The organism is Amycolatopsis oliviviridis (assembly GCF_014654365.1).
GTDB classification, from domain to species: domain Bacteria; phylum Actinomycetota; class Actinomycetes; order Mycobacteriales; family Pseudonocardiaceae; genus Amycolatopsis; species Amycolatopsis oliviviridis.
Genome location: NZ_BNAY01000010.1, coordinates 18,968 through 37,817 on the forward strand (window position 1 = coordinate 18,968; position 18,850 = coordinate 37,817).

16 protein-coding genes are annotated in these 18,850 nt (G+C 67.3%); 4 read left to right on the top strand and 12 right to left on the bottom strand.

The genetic code is table 11. From position 1 onward, the window contains the following. Window positions 1–2: 2 nt before the first annotated feature. Window positions 3–821 carry a tyrosine-protein phosphatase gene (locus IE302_RS34290; RefSeq protein ID WP_191258609.1) on the bottom strand — a complete coding sequence of 273 codons (819 nt, stop codon included), beginning with the start codon at window positions 819–821 and terminating at the stop codon, window positions 3–5. A 226-nt stretch (window positions 822–1,047) separates the two neighbouring features. On the opposite strand from IE302_RS34290, the gene IE302_RS34295 reads away from it, so the two are divergent. Next, a complete protein-coding gene (locus IE302_RS34295; RefSeq protein ID WP_191258610.1) occupies window positions 1,048–1,518 on the top strand; it encodes an OsmC family protein in 471 nt (156 codons plus the stop codon). 53 nt (window positions 1,519–1,571) lie between these two features. Here the strand turns inward: IE302_RS34295 and IE302_RS34300 are convergent, their stop codons facing one another. Together IE302_RS34300 and IE302_RS34305 are read right to left on the bottom strand one after the other, a co-directional pair. Next, a complete protein-coding gene (locus tag IE302_RS34300; RefSeq protein WP_191258611.1) occupies window positions 1,572–1,742 on the bottom strand; it encodes a hypothetical protein in 171 nt (56 codons plus the stop codon). Between the two features lie 197 nt (window positions 1,743–1,939). After that, window positions 1,940–3,103 carry an acyl-CoA dehydrogenase family protein gene (locus IE302_RS34305; RefSeq protein ID WP_191258612.1) on the bottom strand — a complete coding sequence of 388 codons (1,164 nt, stop codon included), beginning with the start codon at window positions 3,101–3,103 and terminating at the stop codon, window positions 1,940–1,942. Window positions 3,104–3,233: 130 nt separating this feature from the next. On the opposite strand from IE302_RS34305, the gene IE302_RS34310 reads away from it, so the two are divergent. Continuing rightward, window positions 3,234–4,154 (top strand): hypothetical protein, encoded by a 921-nt coding sequence (locus tag IE302_RS34310; protein ID WP_191258613.1) that lies wholly within the window; start codon window positions 3,234–3,236, stop codon window positions 4,152–4,154. 115 nt (window positions 4,155–4,269) lie between these two features. Further along, window positions 4,270–4,827, top strand: coding sequence for an HAD family acid phosphatase (locus IE302_RS34315; protein ID WP_191258614.1), 558 nt, complete (start codon window positions 4,270–4,272; stop codon window positions 4,825–4,827). 128 nt (window positions 4,828–4,955) lie between these two features. On the opposite strand, the gene IE302_RS34320 is transcribed toward IE302_RS34315, so the two are convergent. Together IE302_RS34320 and IE302_RS34325 are read right to left on the bottom strand one after the other, a co-directional pair. Continuing rightward, window positions 4,956–8,870, bottom strand: coding sequence for a CHAT domain-containing protein (locus tag IE302_RS34320; protein ID WP_191258615.1), 3,915 nt, complete (start codon window positions 8,868–8,870; stop codon window positions 4,956–4,958). A 119-nt stretch (window positions 8,871–8,989) separates the two neighbouring features. After that, a complete protein-coding gene (locus IE302_RS34325) occupies window positions 8,990–9,967 on the bottom strand; it encodes a hypothetical protein (protein WP_191258616.1) in 978 nt (325 codons plus the stop codon). Between the two features lie 160 nt (window positions 9,968–10,127). On the opposite strand from IE302_RS34325, the gene IE302_RS34330 reads away from it, so the two are divergent. Beyond that, a complete protein-coding gene (locus IE302_RS34330; protein ID WP_191258617.1) occupies window positions 10,128–12,152 on the top strand; it encodes a hypothetical protein in 2,025 nt (674 codons plus the stop codon). Here the strand turns inward: IE302_RS34330 and IE302_RS34335 are convergent, their stop codons facing one another. Genes IE302_RS34335 through IE302_RS34365 form a run of 7 tightly spaced genes read right to left on the bottom strand, consistent with a single transcriptional unit; the run spans window position 12,153 to window position 18,828 of the window. After that, window positions 12,153–13,778: a hypothetical protein gene (locus IE302_RS34335; protein WP_191258618.1), complete on the bottom strand. Its 1,626-nt coding sequence runs from the start codon at window positions 13,776–13,778 to the stop codon at window positions 12,153–12,155. Beyond that, on the bottom strand, window positions 13,775–14,539 hold the full coding sequence (locus IE302_RS34340; protein WP_191258619.1) for a hypothetical protein: 765 nt from the start codon (window positions 14,537–14,539) through the stop codon (window positions 13,775–13,777). Before IE302_RS34340 ends, IE302_RS34335 begins: the two co-directional genes overlap by 4 nt. Window positions 14,540–14,553: 14 nt before the next feature. Continuing rightward, complete coding sequence (locus IE302_RS34345) at window positions 14,554–16,095, bottom strand: AAA family ATPase (protein ID WP_191258620.1); 1,542 nt, start codon at window positions 16,093–16,095, stop codon at window positions 14,554–14,556. Window positions 16,096–16,109: 14 nt separating this feature from the next. After that, complete coding sequence (locus IE302_RS34350; RefSeq protein ID WP_191258621.1) at window positions 16,110–16,625, bottom strand: hypothetical protein; 516 nt, start codon at window positions 16,623–16,625, stop codon at window positions 16,110–16,112. Between the two features lie 3 nt (window positions 16,626–16,628). Next, window positions 16,629–16,793, bottom strand: coding sequence for a hypothetical protein (locus IE302_RS34355; RefSeq protein ID WP_191258622.1), 165 nt, complete (start codon window positions 16,791–16,793; stop codon window positions 16,629–16,631). 2 nt (window positions 16,794–16,795) lie between these two features. Further along, a complete protein-coding gene (locus IE302_RS34360; protein WP_191258623.1) occupies window positions 16,796–18,535 on the bottom strand; it encodes a hypothetical protein in 1,740 nt (579 codons plus the stop codon). Then, entirely contained in the window at window positions 18,532–18,828 is a 297-nt protein-coding gene (locus IE302_RS34365; RefSeq protein WP_191258624.1) for a hypothetical protein, read from the bottom strand. Before IE302_RS34365 ends, IE302_RS34360 begins: the two co-directional genes overlap by 4 nt. Window positions 18,829–18,850: the final 22 nt, after the last annotated feature.

Consider the following 18,850-nt stretch of genomic DNA (forward strand, 5'->3'; position numbering starts at 1 on the left):
TCTCAGACCAGGAGGCTGGTCTTCAACGCGTCGATGGTCGCGTCGTCGAGGTGGAGTCCTTGACGAGCGTAGGCCTCCATGGACCCGTAGAGATGGTCGACCTCGTCGAAAGCCGCGCGCAGCCAGCTCAACTCGACGGCCTTGGAGTCGCCCAGTTTGTCATTGCTGAGCATGAAGTCGGCCTCGACGGCCGCACGCGGCACACCGAGCAGGCTCAGCAGGATCGCCGTCCCCCAGCCGGTGCGGTCCTTGCCCGCCGAACAGTGGAAAACAGTGGCACCGGAACCGTTCGCCGCGATAGCGCGCAGCAGGTCACCGAACGCGTGGTCCGCACCCACGAAGTCCACCATGAACGGGTAACCGATCGACTGGCCCAGGTTGTCGGATCCGTTGAGCAGCCCGGCCGCGATGGCCTTCATCAGCGTGACGGCGGCGTTGTCATGGAACCGCAGCCCGTGTTCCAGCGAGACCACGTCAGCCACCTGGTATCGAGCGCCCGAAGGCACCCGGTCCGGCTCGTCGTGGCGCTCCTTCACGTTGCGCAGATCGACATCCAGCGAGACGTTCGCCGCGGTGAGCCGCCGGAGATCCGCATCGGTGAGCCGGGAAAGCCTGTTGGACCGGAAGACCACGCCGGTACGCACCGTGCGGCCGTCGGCCGTGGTGTATCCGCCGACATCGCGGAAGTTCTTCGCCCCCTCCAGGCTCACCGCGCCGGCGACGACGGCCGGGGCATCGACGGTCGCCCACGCCGGCACGGTCACCCCACCGGCGACCGCGGTCGCCGCAATGACGGCCACGAGCAGCTTTCGCACGCGCATCTCGCTTCCTCCAACGACATTCCGGACCGAACGCGAATATTTCCCGCGTACACCGGGGAGGACAACGGCAAATGCTGAAGGGTTCGCGGGGAATTCACCATGCGGACACCGGCACCCACCAGCCCGCCGACGATCGCGAGCCGACACCGCGTGAGCGACTGGGTTTGACGGAGGGTTGAGGCCTTGGCATCGTCGAGGAACCAGCTGTAACGAAAAGGGGAGATCATTGCCCAAGAGCCATCACTACATCGCCACGGTGCGCTGGACCGGCAACACCGGGACGGGCACCACCGGCTACCGCGACTTCAGCCGGGATCACGAGATCAGCGCGGGCTCCAAACCGATGATCCCCGGTACCGCCGATCCGGCTTTCCGCGGCGTGGCGGAGCGGTGGAACCCCGAAGAACTCCTGATCGTCAGCCTGTCCCAGTGCCACATGCTGTGGTATCTCGTGCTTTGCGCACGTGAGGGCATCGTGGTCACCGAGTACTCCGACAGTCCCTCCGGCACCATGGTCGAGAACGCCGCCGGCGGTGGCCGGTTCGAAGAAGCAATCCTACGCCCGCTGGTGAAACTGGCGTCCCCTGCCGACCGCGAACGAGCCCTCGCGGTACACGAAGAGGCCCACAAACTGTGCTTCATCGCCAACTCCGTCAACTTCGAGGTCCGAACCGAGCCGACCTTCGCCGACGAGTGACATCTGGACAGCGACCCGGACCGCTCGACCCGCCGTCCTCGGACAGGCACGGGTCAGGTGGTCGCGTCGATCAGGTCCCGGATCGCGGCGATGCCCCTCGCCACCCGGTACGGCGACTCCGTGCCCACTGAGATACGGATGTGCCGGTCGCACGAGTCACCGTAAGCGATGCCCGCCACCACGCTGACCGAGCTTTCCCGCAGCAACCGGGCGGCGAACTCCATCGAGTCCAAAGTGGACCGACCGAGCGAGGCGAACAGATGGAACGTCGCCGAGCCCGGCAGGGTCTCGATACCGATGTCGGCGAGCTGGCCCGACCGGTACGTCGAAGCCGGCCCAATACCCGGCGAGCCGCTGCCTCAGCTCCGGCAACCCCCGCGAGCGCCAACCGCGACGAAGGGAACTTCCGCCTTACCGCTTACTAGAACAGCGGCAGACCGGGTTCCAGGCCCAGCCGGACACGACCCGAACCGCCGAAGAACTCCGGCGCCTGGTTGACGTGCTGCAACGCGACCATCCCGTCGCGGTGGAGCCGTTCGAGGGTGTTGCCCCGGTAGAGCGAGGTGGAGCTGCCCAGCCGGTACATCGCGACCAGGGCGTCCCTGCCGACGGCGGCCGCATGGGCCATGGCCGAGTGCAGATCGGCGTGCAGGTCGAGGGTGGTCTCCCCGGCGCGTTCGGCGGTCTCATCGATCCGCCGGGCAACGTCGAACAGGAACAGGCGCGCGGCCTTGACCGCGGCCTCGTGACGGGCCAGCGTTTCCTGGACGTGAGGCTGCTCGGCGAGCGGACCACCGAACGGCGTCGTCTTGCCGGGGGCGAGCGCGACCAGCTCGTCGATGGCCTCCTCCACCGTGCCCAGCGCGACGGCGGTGCAGCCTGCGAAGACCAGCAGGATGGGGTTGAGCCGGTAGGTGGGCCGGTCCAGTCGCAGCGGCTCGTCGATGTTCGCGGTCAGTTCGGCCGGGACGAACGCGTCCTCGACCACCACCCGGTGACTGCCGGTCGCGAGCAGGCCGCTGACGTCCCAGGTGTGCTCGATCTTCAGCTGGTCCTGCCGGACGTGGAACAGCCGCACGTCCGGTTTGCCCGCCTCGGTCATCGCGGGCTGCTCGCCGTCCAGCACGACGCCGAGCGGCACGAACCACTCGGCCGCCTCGATCCCGCTGACGATGTTCCACTGTCCGGAGAGCCGGTATCCGCCGTCCACCGCGACAGCCTTGCCCGGCTGGCCCGCGTTCGCCAGCACCGGTTCCGGGCCGCCGGTCCAGACTTTCGCCGCGCCTGCTTCACCGAGCATCGCCGCGGTGAACCCGAAGTTGGCGTTCCACACGACCCAGGCGACCGAGGTGTCGATCCGGCCCAGCCGCTCGTACACGGTCAGCGCGGTGGTGAGCGACACCTCGAGCCCGCCGTACTCGGCGGGGGTGAACAGGCTGAAAGCACCCGCGTCGCGAAGTTCGGCGACCAGGTGACCGGGCAGACGGCCGAGTTCGCCGGCTTCGTCCCGCGCGGACTCGATCGCCTCCTTCAGCAGGTTCGGCAGGGCGAGTGCCCGGGTGTCCCCGGGAGTGGTGTCGGACATGGGTCCAGGCTCCCAACGCGGCGTATACAGGCGATCTACGTCGCCGTCTCACGGAAACGCCGTTGTCAACCCGCGAAAGACGGTGGTGTGCCGGGAGCCTTCGTCGCAGACTGTCGCTTCGAGGTGAGCCATGACCCGAACCGACGAATTCGCCGAGGTGCTGCGGACCGGGCCGTTCTGCCGTGCGTTGTCGATGGCGGTGCAGGCCCGCGGTCTCAGCCTCCGGCAGTTGCACTACCGCCTCGACGCCCGAGGCGCTTCGGTGAGCGCGATGACGCTGAGCCATTGGCAGAGCGGCCGAAGCGTGCCGGAACGGGAAGAATCGCTTCGCGCGGTAGAAGTCCTCGAAGAGGTGCTCGCGTTGCAGGCTGGTTCCCTGCGCCGGCTGGTCGGTTCCCGGCGCCCGCGAGGCCGCGGCGTACGTTCCGCGATATCGCTTCATCGCCGACATCGGGCGTGGGGACATCCGGCCTTCCTGCCGCCGCTGCTCGAAGAATTCCGGGACAGCCTGGTGAACCCGGCCCGCAAGATCGAGCTGCACGAGACCTTCCATATACGGGCCGACCGGCGCACCGGCCGTCTCGTGGTCCGGGAGCTCATCGAGGCCAGACAGGACCGGACCCGCACGATGATCTTCGCGGCGAGGAGCAAACCGGGCATTCCGCCGCCCATGGTGGCCGAGACCCGCGGTTGCCGACCGGGTACGGTGCTGACACTCGAAGAAGAGGGCTTCTCGCTGACGGAATTGGTGCTGGACAGGACGTTGCGGCGCGGCGAACGGCTGGCCATCGGTTTCGTCCAGGAGTATCCGCGGCCGATCGTCGCGGAGAACCACCACCGCAGGATCGCGGAATCCGTGGGTCACTACCACTGTGAGGTCGTCTTCGCCGACGGCGCGGAGCCGGTCGCGTGCCGGACCTGGCGGACCCGCACGCCCGAGAACCGGACCACCGGCTGGGTCACCGTACGCCCCGACGCCGAGCACATCGTCCACGTCTCGCGGCGGAACGCGGCTCCCGGAATCCACGGTCTGCAATGGACCTGGGAATAGCTTTTCTCTGTTTACGGATTCTTTCGCCGAGGGTTTCCCGCGCGGAGCCGTCTGGTTATTTTCGAGACACACAGTTCCTGTGTCACAGGAAGATCCCGACGAAAGCAGGTCCACAGTGAACAGCAGAACCGCCCGCGTCCTGGCCGTCGCCACCCTCGCCGGCACGGTGTTCGGCATCGCGGCCCCGCAGGCTTCCGCGAGCGCGGTACCGAGCTACCGGACTTGGGTGTCCGACGTGCACACGGCGATGCAGGGCGGCACGACGTACCTCGACCAGCGGATCGCCAAGGGTGGCACGAAACTGGCCGTCGTCACCGACATCGACAACACCGCGCTCGAGACCTACTACCATCCCGGCGAGCCGACCGCGGACGTGCTCGCCTTCATCAAGCACGCCAAGGAAAAAGGCGTCTCGGTGCTGGTGGCCAGCTACCGCAGCAGCGCGAGCAGCGCCAAGGAGGCGCTCACCGACGCCGGTTACCCGGTGGACCGCGTCTGCGTGCGCAAGAGCTCGGAATCCCACGCGACCGACACGAAACAGCGCTGCCGCAAGGAATACGCCGCCGCCGGGTACACCATCATCGCCAACGTCGGGAACCGTCCCGGTGACTTCACGGGCGGCAACTACGAGAAGGGCTTCAAGCTGCCCGACTACGACGAGCAGCTTTCCTAGCCCACGAAGCTTTCTTCCACGCGGGGGCAGCACAGGGGTGTGTGGAGATAGGGACCCTCGACGTCCCTATCTCCACACCCCCCGAGGATATCGGCCCGGTCGTCCTGCCTCCGGGCATCGGTTGGTGCTCAGCGGCCCTGATGAGTGAAACCGGCCCAATGTTCGACGTCGATTTCGACGACGGTCGCCGGGCGTAAGTTCTTCAGCTCGTCGGGCATCGTCTCAGGCAGCTTCGGCTCCGGGTCGAGCAGGGATATCTGAGCACGACGGAGCGCTTCGCCGGGCGGAAGCAGCTCGTGGCGAAGGTTGTGGTGGAACAGGAACATCAGGTGAGCGGTCACCCAGCCCGCGGGGACCCGCCACAGTGAGCCGATCACGGTCCGCGTGCCGAGAGCGAGAAAGGTGGTGGAAAGGGTCAAGGCCTCGTCGTAGTCCGATCCGGACACGTGAGTGGTGCAGCCCGCGAGTACCACCAGACCGACATCGAGTGGCCGGGTCGGGCTCAGTGCGAGCAGTTCCGTGGCGGACAGGTCGCTCCTCGGCTCCCCCGCCAGCTCGATCGTCGACAGCAACGGATCCCGCATGTTCGCGACAGCGTGGCAGGCCAGATGCATGAGCCGCAACGGGCTTCGCAGATGGTCGAGCACTTCGGACGGCTTACCCGGGCCTTCCGGGGCGGGAACCCAACGCCGCGGTTGTTGTCCCGTGCCGCCCAGGAGCACGCCGTCGGCGTAGAACGAGTCTCGGACGGCTTTGGCTTCGACTCCGCCCGCCAGCAGGTTGCGTCCGGGGTTCCCGACCAGCACAGCGCACTCCGAGTCCACATCGGTACGCCCGACGGCTTCGCAGAACAAACGGCCCGAGGGAACATACGAGATGGTCGCGTCCTGAAGCAGGTATCGGCGGCGGTCGCCGACCAGCCGGTTGGCGGCGTGCCACGGCACCTGCCCCAGCATGCCGATCGGGACCAGGACGATCCTCGGATCACGATCGCCCGCGTGCTGCCGCCCGAACTCCAGCAGTTGCTCGCCGGCCGCTCGCCAAGACCAGTCACAGAGGTCCTTGAGCGCGTCTCTCCAGCGGAGGTATTCCGGCCCGACCCGATCGGCGGCGCCGTCCCACTCGCCATAGGCCGCCTGGTACCGCTCGACTTGGCTCCCCCGTCCCAGCGCGGGCAGCGATCGGACCACCGGTTCTCCTTCGCGCGGGACCATGACCGCCACCGCTTCGTGCTGGTCGTTGGCCGGGAGCAGGTAAGCCAGCACGTCCGACCCTTGAGCCCGCAACGTCTTCTGGAGTTCTTCGACGGTGGGAGGAGTCAGGATGCCGCGAGACTCCCTCGTCAACGCCATCAGCACCTTACGGCGCAGGACACCCCAGCCGTTGCCAGGACCGCCGTGCTCATGCAACAACGCCTGTTCGAGCCCACCGGCGGCCTCCCATTCGGCCGCGAGGTCCGCCCGGCCGATCCCGGTCAGCAGCGCCGAGACCGAACGACTCGTGTTCGCGGCGTGCAGCACGAGACTCCGCCGGGAATCGAGGATTCCGATGAGATCGGCGACAGCGTCATCCTCGATGCACCAACCGACGAGCTTCTCAGCGGTCGGCACCGCGGTACGCGCGATCTCCAGTGCCTCGGCACTCTCCGACTGCAGCAGCACGCGCCAGCCGGCGTTCTCCAGGACATCCATGCCGACCCGCCTGCTGCCCACGAGATCGTCCGGGCCACCACGGCGCCGAAGCAAGTCGGCGAGCGATTGGAGTTGGTCTTCGAGACCAGGGTAATCGTCGCCACGAAGCCAATCCAGCAGCTCGGTATGTGCGTCGATCGCGTCGTCGAGTACTGCGGGATCTGATGGGTTCAAAGTGGACAGACACCCGTAAGCCGTGGCACGGATACCCTGTACCGCCTGGTTGACGGTCGGGTCGGAGCTCCTTTCCATCAGATCATCGAGTCTGCGACAGACGACTCGGACGCCCTCGACATCACGATTCAAAGCGGCGTTCGACAGTTCCTCGCTCAGGACGAACGGTTCGAACAGACGCTCCAGCCAGAGATCCTCGGTCACCGAAGGGTGCAATGCGGGCAACGGATCCGCGCCGACCTTCCGGGTCACCGGCCGCAAGATGATGTCGGTCAGTTTGAGGATCGGTGCGAGACCGCTGGATTCCGGCAAGGAGACCATACGCTCCCAAGCCGCCTTGCCCAGAGCATAGATCCGGGCCGGACTCTGCCGTGCGTGAAAGGCCCGTAACAAGCGGAAGATGCCTTGCAACGCGTCGGCTTCCGCCTGCTTGACCGGCCGCTCGGCGATGCGCCCGATCACGACACACAGCTCGATACCCGCGTCGATGGCGCGCAGTGATCCCGACACCGACCCCACCATGAGCAGCAACGAGGCCGCGAAGCCGAGCAAGTCGGCGCGTTCCTGCCTGAGCGACGGAGCGGCGGCGAGTTGTTGCAGGTTGGAGAAGTCCACAACCCCATCACCGTTCACCGCTTGCCCCAGGTTGACCACGAGTTCGTGCATCGCCGCGAACGACAGCCGTTCTTCGTCCGACATGTCGTCGAACACGTCCGCACCCTGGAACAGTCCCTGCATTCTGTCGATCAGTTCGTACAGGTCGGCGGGGTAGGTCACGACCAGGTTCGGGGCCGCGGTCATGATCGCGAACCACGACAGTCCCAGTTTGGCCGCCAGGAGCTCGCCGGTTTCGGTCGGCTCGCCTCGGCGGGATTCGTCGACCACCTGCCCGGCGTCCCGGAGCCAGTCCAGCACCGGATGCTCCTGAAAGAACCGGGACAGATCCGGCCGCTCGCCGTTCTGGAAAACCGCATCCAGCCGCCGCCAATGCATTTCCTCGACTAGAACCGGTTCAGGCATCGGGAACTCGAGAGCACGGGTTGCGCATTCGACCGTCCGATCCGCGTGCTCCTGCTCTCGCGTGAGATCGAAGATCAGACTGTGCGCTTCGGTGATCATGCTCCACGGAAGCCAAGCGTCTTCGCCTGCCGGATCCTGCAGCTCGGCCTGCTCTTGGAGCCAGGAGATCGCGGCGCGCAGATCGGCAGGATCCCCGTTCTCCTTGCCACGGTTGAAGAGCTCGCCACCGAGGGTCCAGCCAAGATCCGGATCAGGGTCTGCCGCCACCACGATCCGCAGGCTTTCGATCAGGCGGTCACGGTCGTCCGGATCATCCTGATCACGCAGGTTGTTCTTGGCCATGAGCAGCCGGGCCAACAGGAGATGCCGTTCTCCTCGCGCCGGGTCGTCGTGCCCGGTCATCCCGATCACCCGGACCGCGGTATCCAGGGCGGCCGTCAGCTCGACCTCGTTCTCGGTCAGCCTGAACCGCAAGCGACGCAGCTCTGCGAGCAGGTATAGGGCTTCGGACAGGCAGGGATGATCATCCGGGAGCCGCGTCGGCGCGCCCAGCTTAGCTATCGCCCGCTCCAGGTCATCCGGCTCGTCCATCAGGTCGAATCGCGTGCCAAACACCCTCGCGGCCTGGTAGTCCAGGGTCGCTTGGTCGAAGGCGTCGGCAAGAGTCCCGTCGAATCCGCGCAAGACAGCCGACACTTTGTCGAGCTCGGCGACCTGCTCGGCAACGGATAAGTTCCCCTTTTCCCAGAGGTCTTCCACCCAGGACATGTGCAGGTTCACCAGGTCGAGCACGGCTTCGGCGTACTCTTCCGGCTTTCCCGCCGTCGCCACGGCCAGTCCGCCCCAGTGGAACGCGGGCTCCCATTCGGCGGCATCCCCCGCGATAGCGCGATAAGTGTGGCCGAAAGACAAGGAAATCCGCCAGGAACAGGCGAGCGGGTCGTCCGGCGCGAACTCGGCACCATGGCGCAGCAGGCGCATCGCTTGCTCCAGCCGGGTCGCGAAATCGTGGTTGTCCTCGTCGAGAACGTCCATCAGGAGGTAGCCGACCGCACCGGTTCCGGTGGCGTCGAGAACGGTGGGATTCTGGTCGGCAATCACCGTCAACCGGTCGGCCTCGGCACGAATTCGCGCTGCTCCCCAGTGGTTTTCACTCATCGCACTCCTCGGGCCACCGGCTTTGTCATGCACAGATCGAGCAAGCTGTCCGCGCTGTTTCGCCGCCGGGGCCGGATCACCCGGAAGGCGCATTGCACCCTGTCCTTCATGGACGGTGCTCAGGACGTTCCCGCCAGCTCGGCGAGCCGCACGAGCGCCTGATTCCGGCTTTCGCCGTCCGCCAGCAACACTTCGGCGCGCCTTCGCGGCAATACACCCTGGTGGGCGAGCCGGCGAATCAGGTCGCGAAGGGCCTCGTCCCGATCCGATTCGGGCTTCGACCACACATCCGTCACCAAAAGCGGCACGACCGCTTCGTCGCCGAGATCGGCGATCGGATCGAACTCGCGCAAGGCGATCTCCTCGGCTTTGTCCAGCGCCGGATCGCCGGTGAGGTCGTCGGGATCCGCCCGCCTGCCCAACGGGCGTTCGACGTAGGCCTCCCACCAAGTGACCAGCTCCGGCGCGGTCACGGTGCCGACATTGACCCGCGGCCCGGTTCGGCAGACCCGCTCCACGGTCCGGAGGACTTGCGGCAGGACGGCCGCATGACTCGCCGGATCACCTCCGAACCGATCGGTGCACCGGTCGGCGAGCCTGCGAAGCAAACCCGCTTCACCGCGAAGTGGCCCCTGGAAGCCGGCTTCGTCGACGAGCATCACCAGCACTTCGCGATGGAGGTCGTCCGGGAGCGCCCGGCCGTGGCGGTTGTCCCGCACCGCCCGGGGCTTCACCGGGGCTCCGCGGTCACGCCGGGCTCGGCGGTCCAGTTCGACCAGCCGGAATCGCAGTTCCTTGCGCACCGCACCCGCGAGGTTGTCGAAGCGGTGGCCACGATCGACGACGAACTGCCAGGTGAGCTCGAAGGCGTCCGCGACCAGGTCACGACAGGGGCAGATGCCGGACAACCGATAGCCCCCGGCCGCCGCCGACGCTCCGCGCCCGGAAAGCCGCAGGCCCGCGATCCGCAACTCGGTGTCGCACCGGCCGACACGGTGACACCGGTGAGTCAGCGCGCGAGGACCGCGCAGTTCAGCCCAGAAGGCTTGGGCGACGTCTCGGCTGATCGGTGGATCGACGGGAACCGCTGCAGGCATGGCATACTTTTATATGCGAGAGAAGATCGATTCTAGTGGTCGATCTCGAACTGTGACCGAGGACACCTTGACCGCCACTTTCCTTACTGATGGGTATACGAGTAGCCCTTGACCGGATCGAAGTGAGACGACGATGCCCCTCCTGCCTGCCGTCGTACCCTTGACGACCGAGAAGCGCGCCGAGCGCGTTCCGGGGCGGCTCGCTCGCAACATCGCTCCGCTCTTCGGCGTGCCTTTCCCCGAAAGTCAGTTCGGTCCGATCAGCTGGCTGTGCGACTTCACCCGGATAACGCTCACGGAGATCTCTCGCGGCGCCCCGTCCCCGCCACGTGCCCACGCGGCGGAGATTCGCGAGCACGGGGACGTGGACGGCTGGTGGATGCATCGCCGGGCGATCGTCGCGCGCTCGCTGCCCCAAGAGATCGTCAACGCCACCACCAACAGATTCGGGCCGGACACCAAGGCGGCCGTGGTGCTGACTGCGGCCAATGTCCTGTTCGAGCCGGTGACGACGGCGATCGAGACCGTGCTGTCGCTCGTCAACGGGCCGGAAGGCGGCGAGCTGCCGATCTCACTGCGGATCACCGTCTGGGCGTCCTGTCTCGTGGAGGTGTTCCGCTCCCAGCCCGCGCTGGTGGTGGCCGCGGCCAAGGCCAGGGTGATCCAGCGCGAATCCCTCGATCGGCCACGCTTCCCGCGCGCCGCCCGGCTACGCGGCATGCCCGTGGCACGGTGCGAAATAGGCGACTCCGACGATCTGCCGGATCCGGCCACGCATCCCCGCGATCTTCAGGTCTTCGACCGGACGGTCGACCGGCTCCGGTTACCGGAACAAGGAATCCCGCCGGACGGGCTCGACCTCGACGACGACGAAAGGACCCGCTCGGCGGGCCGGAACCTCGGCGACGAGCTGGTCGACCGACTCCTCCAGTTGCTCGTCGATGCCGGTGAGCCCGAAGGGGTCGGCTACGTGTGGATTTCCGAACGGGCTCCTGATCAAGTCGTCGCGGAAGCCCTCCTGCCCGCCTCGGGCCTCGTGGAGGAGTTGCTGGACTACTGGTCGTCGGTCCACGGGAAGGTCGCGGAACCCGGCGGGACCGTGGTGCCGTCACTGCCGTCGCCCGCGGAGTTCGCCGCTTTGCCCGAACTCGTACGCCGGGCTCTCGCACTCGGCGTGCTCGGCGTGGCACGACGGCTTCGGCCGCGGGCCGGTTCGGCGGAACTGCCCCTCGGAGAGTTCCTGAACCTGCTGACCTCGCTCGAAACACTCGTCGACGAGGGCCTTGCCCCGGCCGACCCTGGTTCGGCGGTGGTGCGGGCCCGGATCGCGGTGTTGCGGGTGACGGTTCTCCGGCACGACCGGGCGAACCAGCTGGCCGGGCCGTTCGGAGAGCTCATCGTGCGTACAGCGCACTGCCTCGCGCTCTTCTCGGACGGCGTCCTCGACCGGGGAGCCACGGCCGACGTGCTCAGCGCGGCGTGCGTCGAACTCAACGCCGTCCGGTGGACGAACGCCGAGGACCCGAACGCCGGACTCCCCAATCCCGCCACCCTCGACGGGATGCTCCGCGATCACTGGAGGAGCTACGGCGAGATCCTCGAACTGGACCTCACCTCGCTCGATACCGAGGACCGTCGCGGAGCCGGCCACCATCTGCACAACTACGCGGCTTTCCTGGGAAGTCACCAGGACGACATCACCGACCTGACCGAAGCGGCGAGGCTGTTCCGGGGCACCGTCATCCCGTCCCGCCAACGGCTGTACCGGCGGACCGGCGCGTTCGGCCCGCTGGGCCGCACCTGCTACGTCGCGACCGGTGCCACGACGAAACTGGCCGAGGCCGCACTGGCGGACGGGCGTATCGAGGATGCCGCCGAATGGGCCGCACTCGGATTCCGCTGGATCGGGCGGGTCCTGGAGGATCGCGAGTTCGACAGCCTGCAGGACGGATCGGGCGACCAGGCCGGTCTGTTCGCGCTCCGAGCCGCGGCGGCCTTGGTGATCGCACTCGAACTCGAAGTTCCCGGCACCGGAGAGCGCGAACTCGACCGCCTGCACCGGCTGCTGGACACCTTGGACCGCTGGCAGTTAAATACGACTCGCGGACGTGCCGAAAACTACGTACGTCACCAGGAAGTCGAACTCGTGCGCAAGCGGGCGGCCGAACTCGTGGCCGCCCGCTGATCACCGCACCTCGTGGATCCAGTACTCCCAAGGTCCGGTATATCGGCGAAGCTGCGCGCGGGTCGCGTCCGGGGTGGAGTATTCAGCGAAGGCGGTCAGCGTCGAGTAATCCTCGACCGCGCCCCATTCCTCCCAGCTCCGGTGCGGGCAGGCTTGGTCCGCCTGGACCGGCTTGCGGTTCGCCGGTGCCCGTCCTTCACCCACGCCGCAAGCACAGATCGCCGGACGTTCCGGAGCGACGCGGAGAAATCCCTGCGCCGGGGCCCGGACCACGACGGCGGCGACCATCGCCGAACGCGCCGACGTCGTCGCACCACGCGTCATCCGGACGCGGAGCTTGCTCTGCACGAGCTTCACCGCGGCCGATCGCTTCGTCCACAGTGGAGGAAGAATGATCTGCGCGATGCCGATTCGTTTTTCCCCCAGCAGAAGTGCGTCGGCCACCTTGGCGGAGACCAACCTGAGGTGACCGAGCGATTCGGGATCGAGCGCCGGCGGGGAGGCAGGCGGGTCACCGAGCAGAGCCGCCACCCGGCGCACGCGATCGACGAGGAACGGCAGTTCGTGCTGATCGTCGGGCGGGCGCTCGCCGGTGAGCCACTGGGTCACGATGTGTCTTCTCGGTCCGGCTCCGGTGTAGAGGGCGTCGAGCACGTGGCGCGCCAGTGTGTCCGCCGCGACCGACGACGTCTCCACCGGCTCGGCGTCCCGGGCGGCGAACGTGCTGTCGTCCTCGACCGGAATGGACGAGGACGCGCCCGCCGACATGAAGGTCAGCTCGCGGTGGAGCAGGCCGAAGACCTCCGCCGCGACGGGACCGCCGATCGTCTTCGCGAACTCGCGGAACGTCACCACGATGTCGGGTTCCGACCCGCCACGCCACCAAGACTGCCCTGGCGCTCTGGTCAGTCCACGACGCAGCCGCAGGGCGACCACTTCCGCTATGTCGGCGACATCGGCGATCGGGTCGACCGAAGCCCCGGCGGCCTCCGCCACCGCCACCCGGTACGCCGCGACCTGACCGACGATGTCGGCGTTCCCGAGTATCGGAAACGCCTGGTCCGTTCCGTCGGCCACGCCGAGTCCGGCGCGGTGCGACGCCGCCAGTTCGTCGGCCCTCACCAGCACCGCCCGCACTTCGCTCGCCGCTGTCTCAACCCCCGTCTGGGCCAGCAATGCCGCTGCCACCATGGTGACGAAGAGGGGCGGCACGTTCTCCGCGCCCACTTCGCCGGTGACCCGCGCGGTCGCCACGAGCAGGCCGATCGCGGCCTCGTTCTGGGCCTTCCGGCAGGGTACGGCCAGTTCGGCGGGCACCTGAAGAGCGAGCAGTTCGTCGTGCACCTTGACGATGTTCGTCACGTTCGCCTGCACGGAAGCCTTGGACCTGACCGAAAGCACCGCCGCGGCCAGGAAGTCGTACTCCGCCTCCGGCAAGGACCGTTCACGGCGTGCGAACGTCGCGCGCACCGACCGCGCTCTCGTGGTCATCAGATCGAGAACGGCATCGAGCGTTCCGTGCTGGGCCAGCAGGTTCTCGATGTCCTCCTCGACGAGACACTCGACCGCCTTGGCCGCGCTCAGCCGGAACCGGGCGTCGTCGAACGGCGTGGCTGTCGTCGTCATCGTTCCTCCGTGTCGGTGCGGAACCGCAGCGCCGGTTCACTCGACAGGTCACCCAGCGGGAGCTCCGCCAGCAGGACACCTTCTTCGCCATCCGGCTCGAACGGGGCCCACGTACCCGAACCGTCGTCCAAACCCGCGAGGAGGCTCACCTCGCCGACCGCGTGTGCCCGGACCACGATTCCCCGCTCCCCCAGCTGTTCGTAGACCGCCCACGCCAGCTCGGCATCCACCCCGGCGGTCGCGGCCATGGCCTCCGGGATCGTGAAGGCATGCCAGGCGACTTCGCCCCCGTCACGGAATCCTTCGCCCGCCGAGGCGAGTGCGCCGACCGCCTCCCGGAGTTCGCCACCGCCGATCCACGTCCACAGATCCCGCGCCCAGCTGCCCGCCGAGACGGCGGGAGGATCCGGTTCGGGCGCCAGCACCCGATCCCGGTAGGGCGCCCAGGTCTCGGCGATCTCTTCGAGTTCGAGAAGATCCAGCCGCACGGAACCCGAGCCGCCGCCGTCGCGGACGAACGACGAGGCCAGGGCGGCGAGCCGATCGCCGAGCAGCACCGGGACGTCGCCGGTGATACCGGTGGCCAGGGTGAGTTCGACGAACGCGGGTGGCCCGGTCCGGTCGTCCTCGACGAAGGCACACGCCAGCCCCGAGTGCAGGCGCCGGAACACCGTCGGTTCGGCGGTCAGCAACGTCACCTGCAGGCGGCCGAAAGCAGGAAGCCAGTCGAGCCGCGCGTATCCGTCCCAAGCCGTGAGCATCCGATCCCTCCCTCTCAGCCGAGCACGACGCGCCGCGCGCCGGCTTTCTCGGCCGTGTCGCGGACCTTGCCCGACGCGGGAATTGCGCGGTCACGCAACTGACGCACCTCGTCGATGCGCTCCGGCGCGGACCGGACGAGCGGCACTATGTTGCGGAAGGCGCTCCGGTAGTACTCCACCGGAACGGCTTCGTCACCGACGCGAATGGCTTCGTAGCCGATCTCCGCGACGGCGGCCTCGACGTCCGACCCGGCGAAACCGTCACTCAGCCGCACGAGTTCGTCGACGACGTCATCGGCCACCGGGACACGCAGGTACTTGCGAAGATAGATCTGGATGATCTCCCGCCGCTCCTCCGCATCGGGAAGGTCGACGAAGAACATGTCGTCGAACCGGCCGCTCCGGAGAAGCTCCTGCGGCAACGCGCGAACGTCGTTGGCGGTCGCGACGACGAACACCCGTGAACGCGATTCCTGGAGCCAGTACAGGAACTGGCCCACGAGCCTGGTCGTGACGCCCGTGCTGTCGGTGCCCGAACCGGCCAGTCCCTTTTCGATTTCGTCGATCCACAGCACACAAGGCGCGACCGTGTCCGCGGTGGCGAGTGCTTCCCGGAACCGGCTTTCGGACTGACCGACGTAGGTCCCGAGTACGGAACCGATGTCGAGCCGGTAGAGCGGAAGCTGCCAGTCGCTCGCTATCGCCTTGGCGGACAACGACTTCCCACAGCCTGGCACGCCGACCAGCAGCACTCCGCGCGGCGGGCGCATCCCCCGGTCACGCAGATCCATGGTGAGCAGGGGACGCTTGCGGTCCAGCCATTGCCGCAGCCCCTCCAGCCCTCCGACCGGATGGTCGCCGCTGCGCACGGCGACTCGTTCGATCCCCGCCAGCTCGCTGAAGATCGAGTCCTTCGCCCGGCCGAGTTCGACGAGCTCGGCTTTGGTGATCGACTTCTTGACGACGAAGGTCGCGAGGATGTTCAGTGCTTCGATCTTGGTGACGCCGGTCAGGATGGACGCGGCCTCCTCGCATTCGGCTCTCCCCCATTCGATCCGGATGACGGACTCGTACTGGTGAAGGAACTCTTCGATGTCGGCGCGCATCTCGTCCACGTCGGGCAGGTCCAGGGTGACGGCCATGCCCATCCGCTGCAAGGTGCTCCAGGTCGGATCGGCGGAGATCACGACGATGCATCCGCCGTGTTCCTCGGCCAGCTGGGCGAGGTCGACGAACCGCCTCGAAATCTCGTTGTCCTCGCCGAGATGCTGGACATCGGTGAAGACGACGGTCAGGTTCGCGCGTGCCTGGAACCACTCGCCCGCGAGGTCGAGCGCGCCGAGCAGCGACTTGTCATCCGAGACGACCTGCTTGTTCCGCAGGTCCCGCAAACCCTGGCTGAGCGTGTGCACGATGATCTCGAGCTGCTTCCCTTTGGCGAGCTCTCCCAGCATCTCCAGGGCCCGGCCGCGTTCGACCGTGCGCACGGACACAAACGGAATCCTTGCGAGCAAATAGGATTCGATCCTGGACTTCGTCTCGGCGCCGTTGGGCATGCCTGTCCTTTCCGCTACTTCAGTATGATCCGCCGCCTGGTCGGCGCTCCACCGGACGGTGCGACGGCGCTCCGGGTGAGCGCGGGAATCAAGCTGTTCTGCCGGATGGCGTTGCGCAGCTCGACCGGCGCCTCACGGGCCGAGTCCTCGAGGCTGCGCTGAGACGACGTGACCGTCTCCTTCAGCGCCGTGGCCAGGCTTTCCCGGAGTTCGGCGGGGAGGGCCGGATGGCCGGTCAGCGCGACCAGCGGCCTGAGCCGTCTGCGGGCGTCGGCCAAGATCACCGCGATAGCGGTCACGGCCCGGGCGGGATCGGCGAGAAGCATCTGCTGGTCCCGGATCAGGGCATCGCTCCACTTCCGTTGCCTGGCATGGAAAGCCTCCGCGATGTGGCGGGTGAGCCGTTCCAGCATCTGCGGTCCCAGGTCGACCCCGACGGAGACCAGGTGCCCTGACGGCAGATCCTCGCCGCGGCCGAACGCGCCGAGCCAGTGGACCCAGGCGGCGTAGGCACCCGGAGTGCGGTGCATCGGTCACGTCCTCTTGTGACGTTCGAGGAACTCCGCCAGCGGAAGGAGGTTCCATTCGGGCAATTCCAGGGCGATTTCCTCGTCTTTCAACGCGTGCGCGGGCTTCGGTTCGGCCGGGACGGCTAGCTCGCGCTTCTCCCCGGGAGGACCGACAGTCGGATTCGGCATGCTCAAGCCCCTCGTCTCTGATCCGGCGCCGGCCCGGCGAACGCCACCTCGTTCAACCTGTTCAAGAAGTCGCGCAGACTCGTCGCCGACGCGAGTTCGCGTTCCCACTCCGCACGCAGGTCGACGAGTTCCGCGATCCCACCCCGTAACTGCGCGACCGCGACCGCCTTGCGCTGCTCTCCCTGTTTGCGAAGTTCGGCGCGCTTCGCGGGCAGACCGCGCGCCTGGAATCCGGACCAGGCTCCGGCCGCACCCGCGCCGATCAGCAGGAAGACCGCCAGTCCCGGATTGTGGGCCAATGCCGCCCAGAGCGTGAAGATCAAGCAGATCCCGGCCGCGATCGCGGAGTTCAGCGGTGGGCCGACGAACCGGACACGGGAGACGGCGGCCTCGGTTTCGGCGTCGATGTGGTCCGCGAGACCGGCGACGAGGTCGTCTTCCCTGGTCGTCGTGTCGATACGTTCGGTCCAACCCTCGATCTGGAATTCGACGGCGGCGGGCTGAGCCGAGACGTTCGCCGCTTCGAGCCTTCCGGCCCCCTGCACGATCCAGTCCTTGGCGAGCGCGACGGCGAACCTGCGCGTGCCGAGCGACGCGTCCGAATCACGGGTCCCGACGGCGGCGTTGCTGATCAAGGTCAGGAAGTCGACCGTGGTCTCGTGCAGTGGCCGCGCCGCTTGGACGGCCTTCGTGGCGATGTCCTTGTCGCCCTCGGCCTTGACGATCTCCTGCAGCTCGTGTTCCTTGCGGCGCAGGGGGCTCTCTTCGACGTCGTAACCGGTGACGAGGCCGTCGAGGATGTCGTCGACGCGCTCCCGGAGGTCTTCACTCTGCGGGACAGGGCCGGTGAACATCGCGCGGAACCGCTGCTCCGCCTCACCATGCACCGTCGCACCCTCGTAGAGCTCCTTGAGTTGCGGCCAGGTGGGACTTATTTCGGACAGCACCTGGTACCGGCCGTCGACGGGTCGCCGGTAGGTGTCGATGAGCTCGGCCCAGCGGGCGATCTGCTTGTCGACGGTCTCCGACTCGCCCGACAACCGGTCGTACCAGATGCTCATCTGGCCCATGACCAGCGGCCTCGACTCGTGGCCGAACGCGCCCTGGCTGACCGCGTCGAGGATCACGGTGAACTCACGGGAGAGCTTCTCCGGATCCTGCCGGGCCGTGTACTGGCGCAGCCATCGGGCTGTCGCCGCGTTTCGCTGGTGCCGCCGCAGGATCAGCGCGAAGAACAGGGACGCCTTGTCGCTGTCGCGGCGGGTCGCCTCGGCGAGTGCCTTACGCGCCAACTCGGGATCGTCGCGGATCCAGGCGGCGACGGCGACCAGGGCGGGAGCCAGCCAGTACCGCGGGGTGACCAGCATGAGTTCTTCGGTGAGGCTGCGCATCGTGCCGTGCGAGACGATGCCGACGTCGAGCGCCTGCAGCGTGCCGGTCGCCAGCCTGCGCACCTCGCCGAAATGCCCGTACTTGGTCTCGAGTTCCTGCCGTACCTGGAGGATCTCGGTATGCGCGACCTGCAGGTTGTGCCGCAACTCGTCGCGGCGCAGGTACTCGTGGAAGTCGCGCTTCAGTTCGAGCAGATCCTGCTGCGTCCGGTCCTGGGCGTCGGCGACCACACCGATCGAAGACTGCATCAGATCCTGCTTGCGTTGCAGGTCGCTTTGCGTGTCGGCCACGTGCGCGACCATCCGGCCGAGCTTGGTGAGGTCGGCCGTCGACACCTGTACCATGTTCACGAGTCACTCTCCATGATCACGATCGAACCGTCCGCACGGGCACAAACCATGCGGTCGGGATACACCTCGACGGCGAGGTAGGCCGGGGACACGGCCAGCGCCCGGGCCCGTTCGAGTCCACCCGGCAGCCCTTGACCGTGGTGATAGTGCTCGATGATCGAGCCGTCCAGAGCCAGCGTGTGCACCTCGAAAGGTTCACCGAGATAACATTTACCGACGATGCCCAGCGGGGTGCTGCAGTATTTGTCGGCGAATTCTTTCCGGATCCCGTCGACGAACTCGTCGATTTCCACCGCGCCCAGACTGCCGGAACCG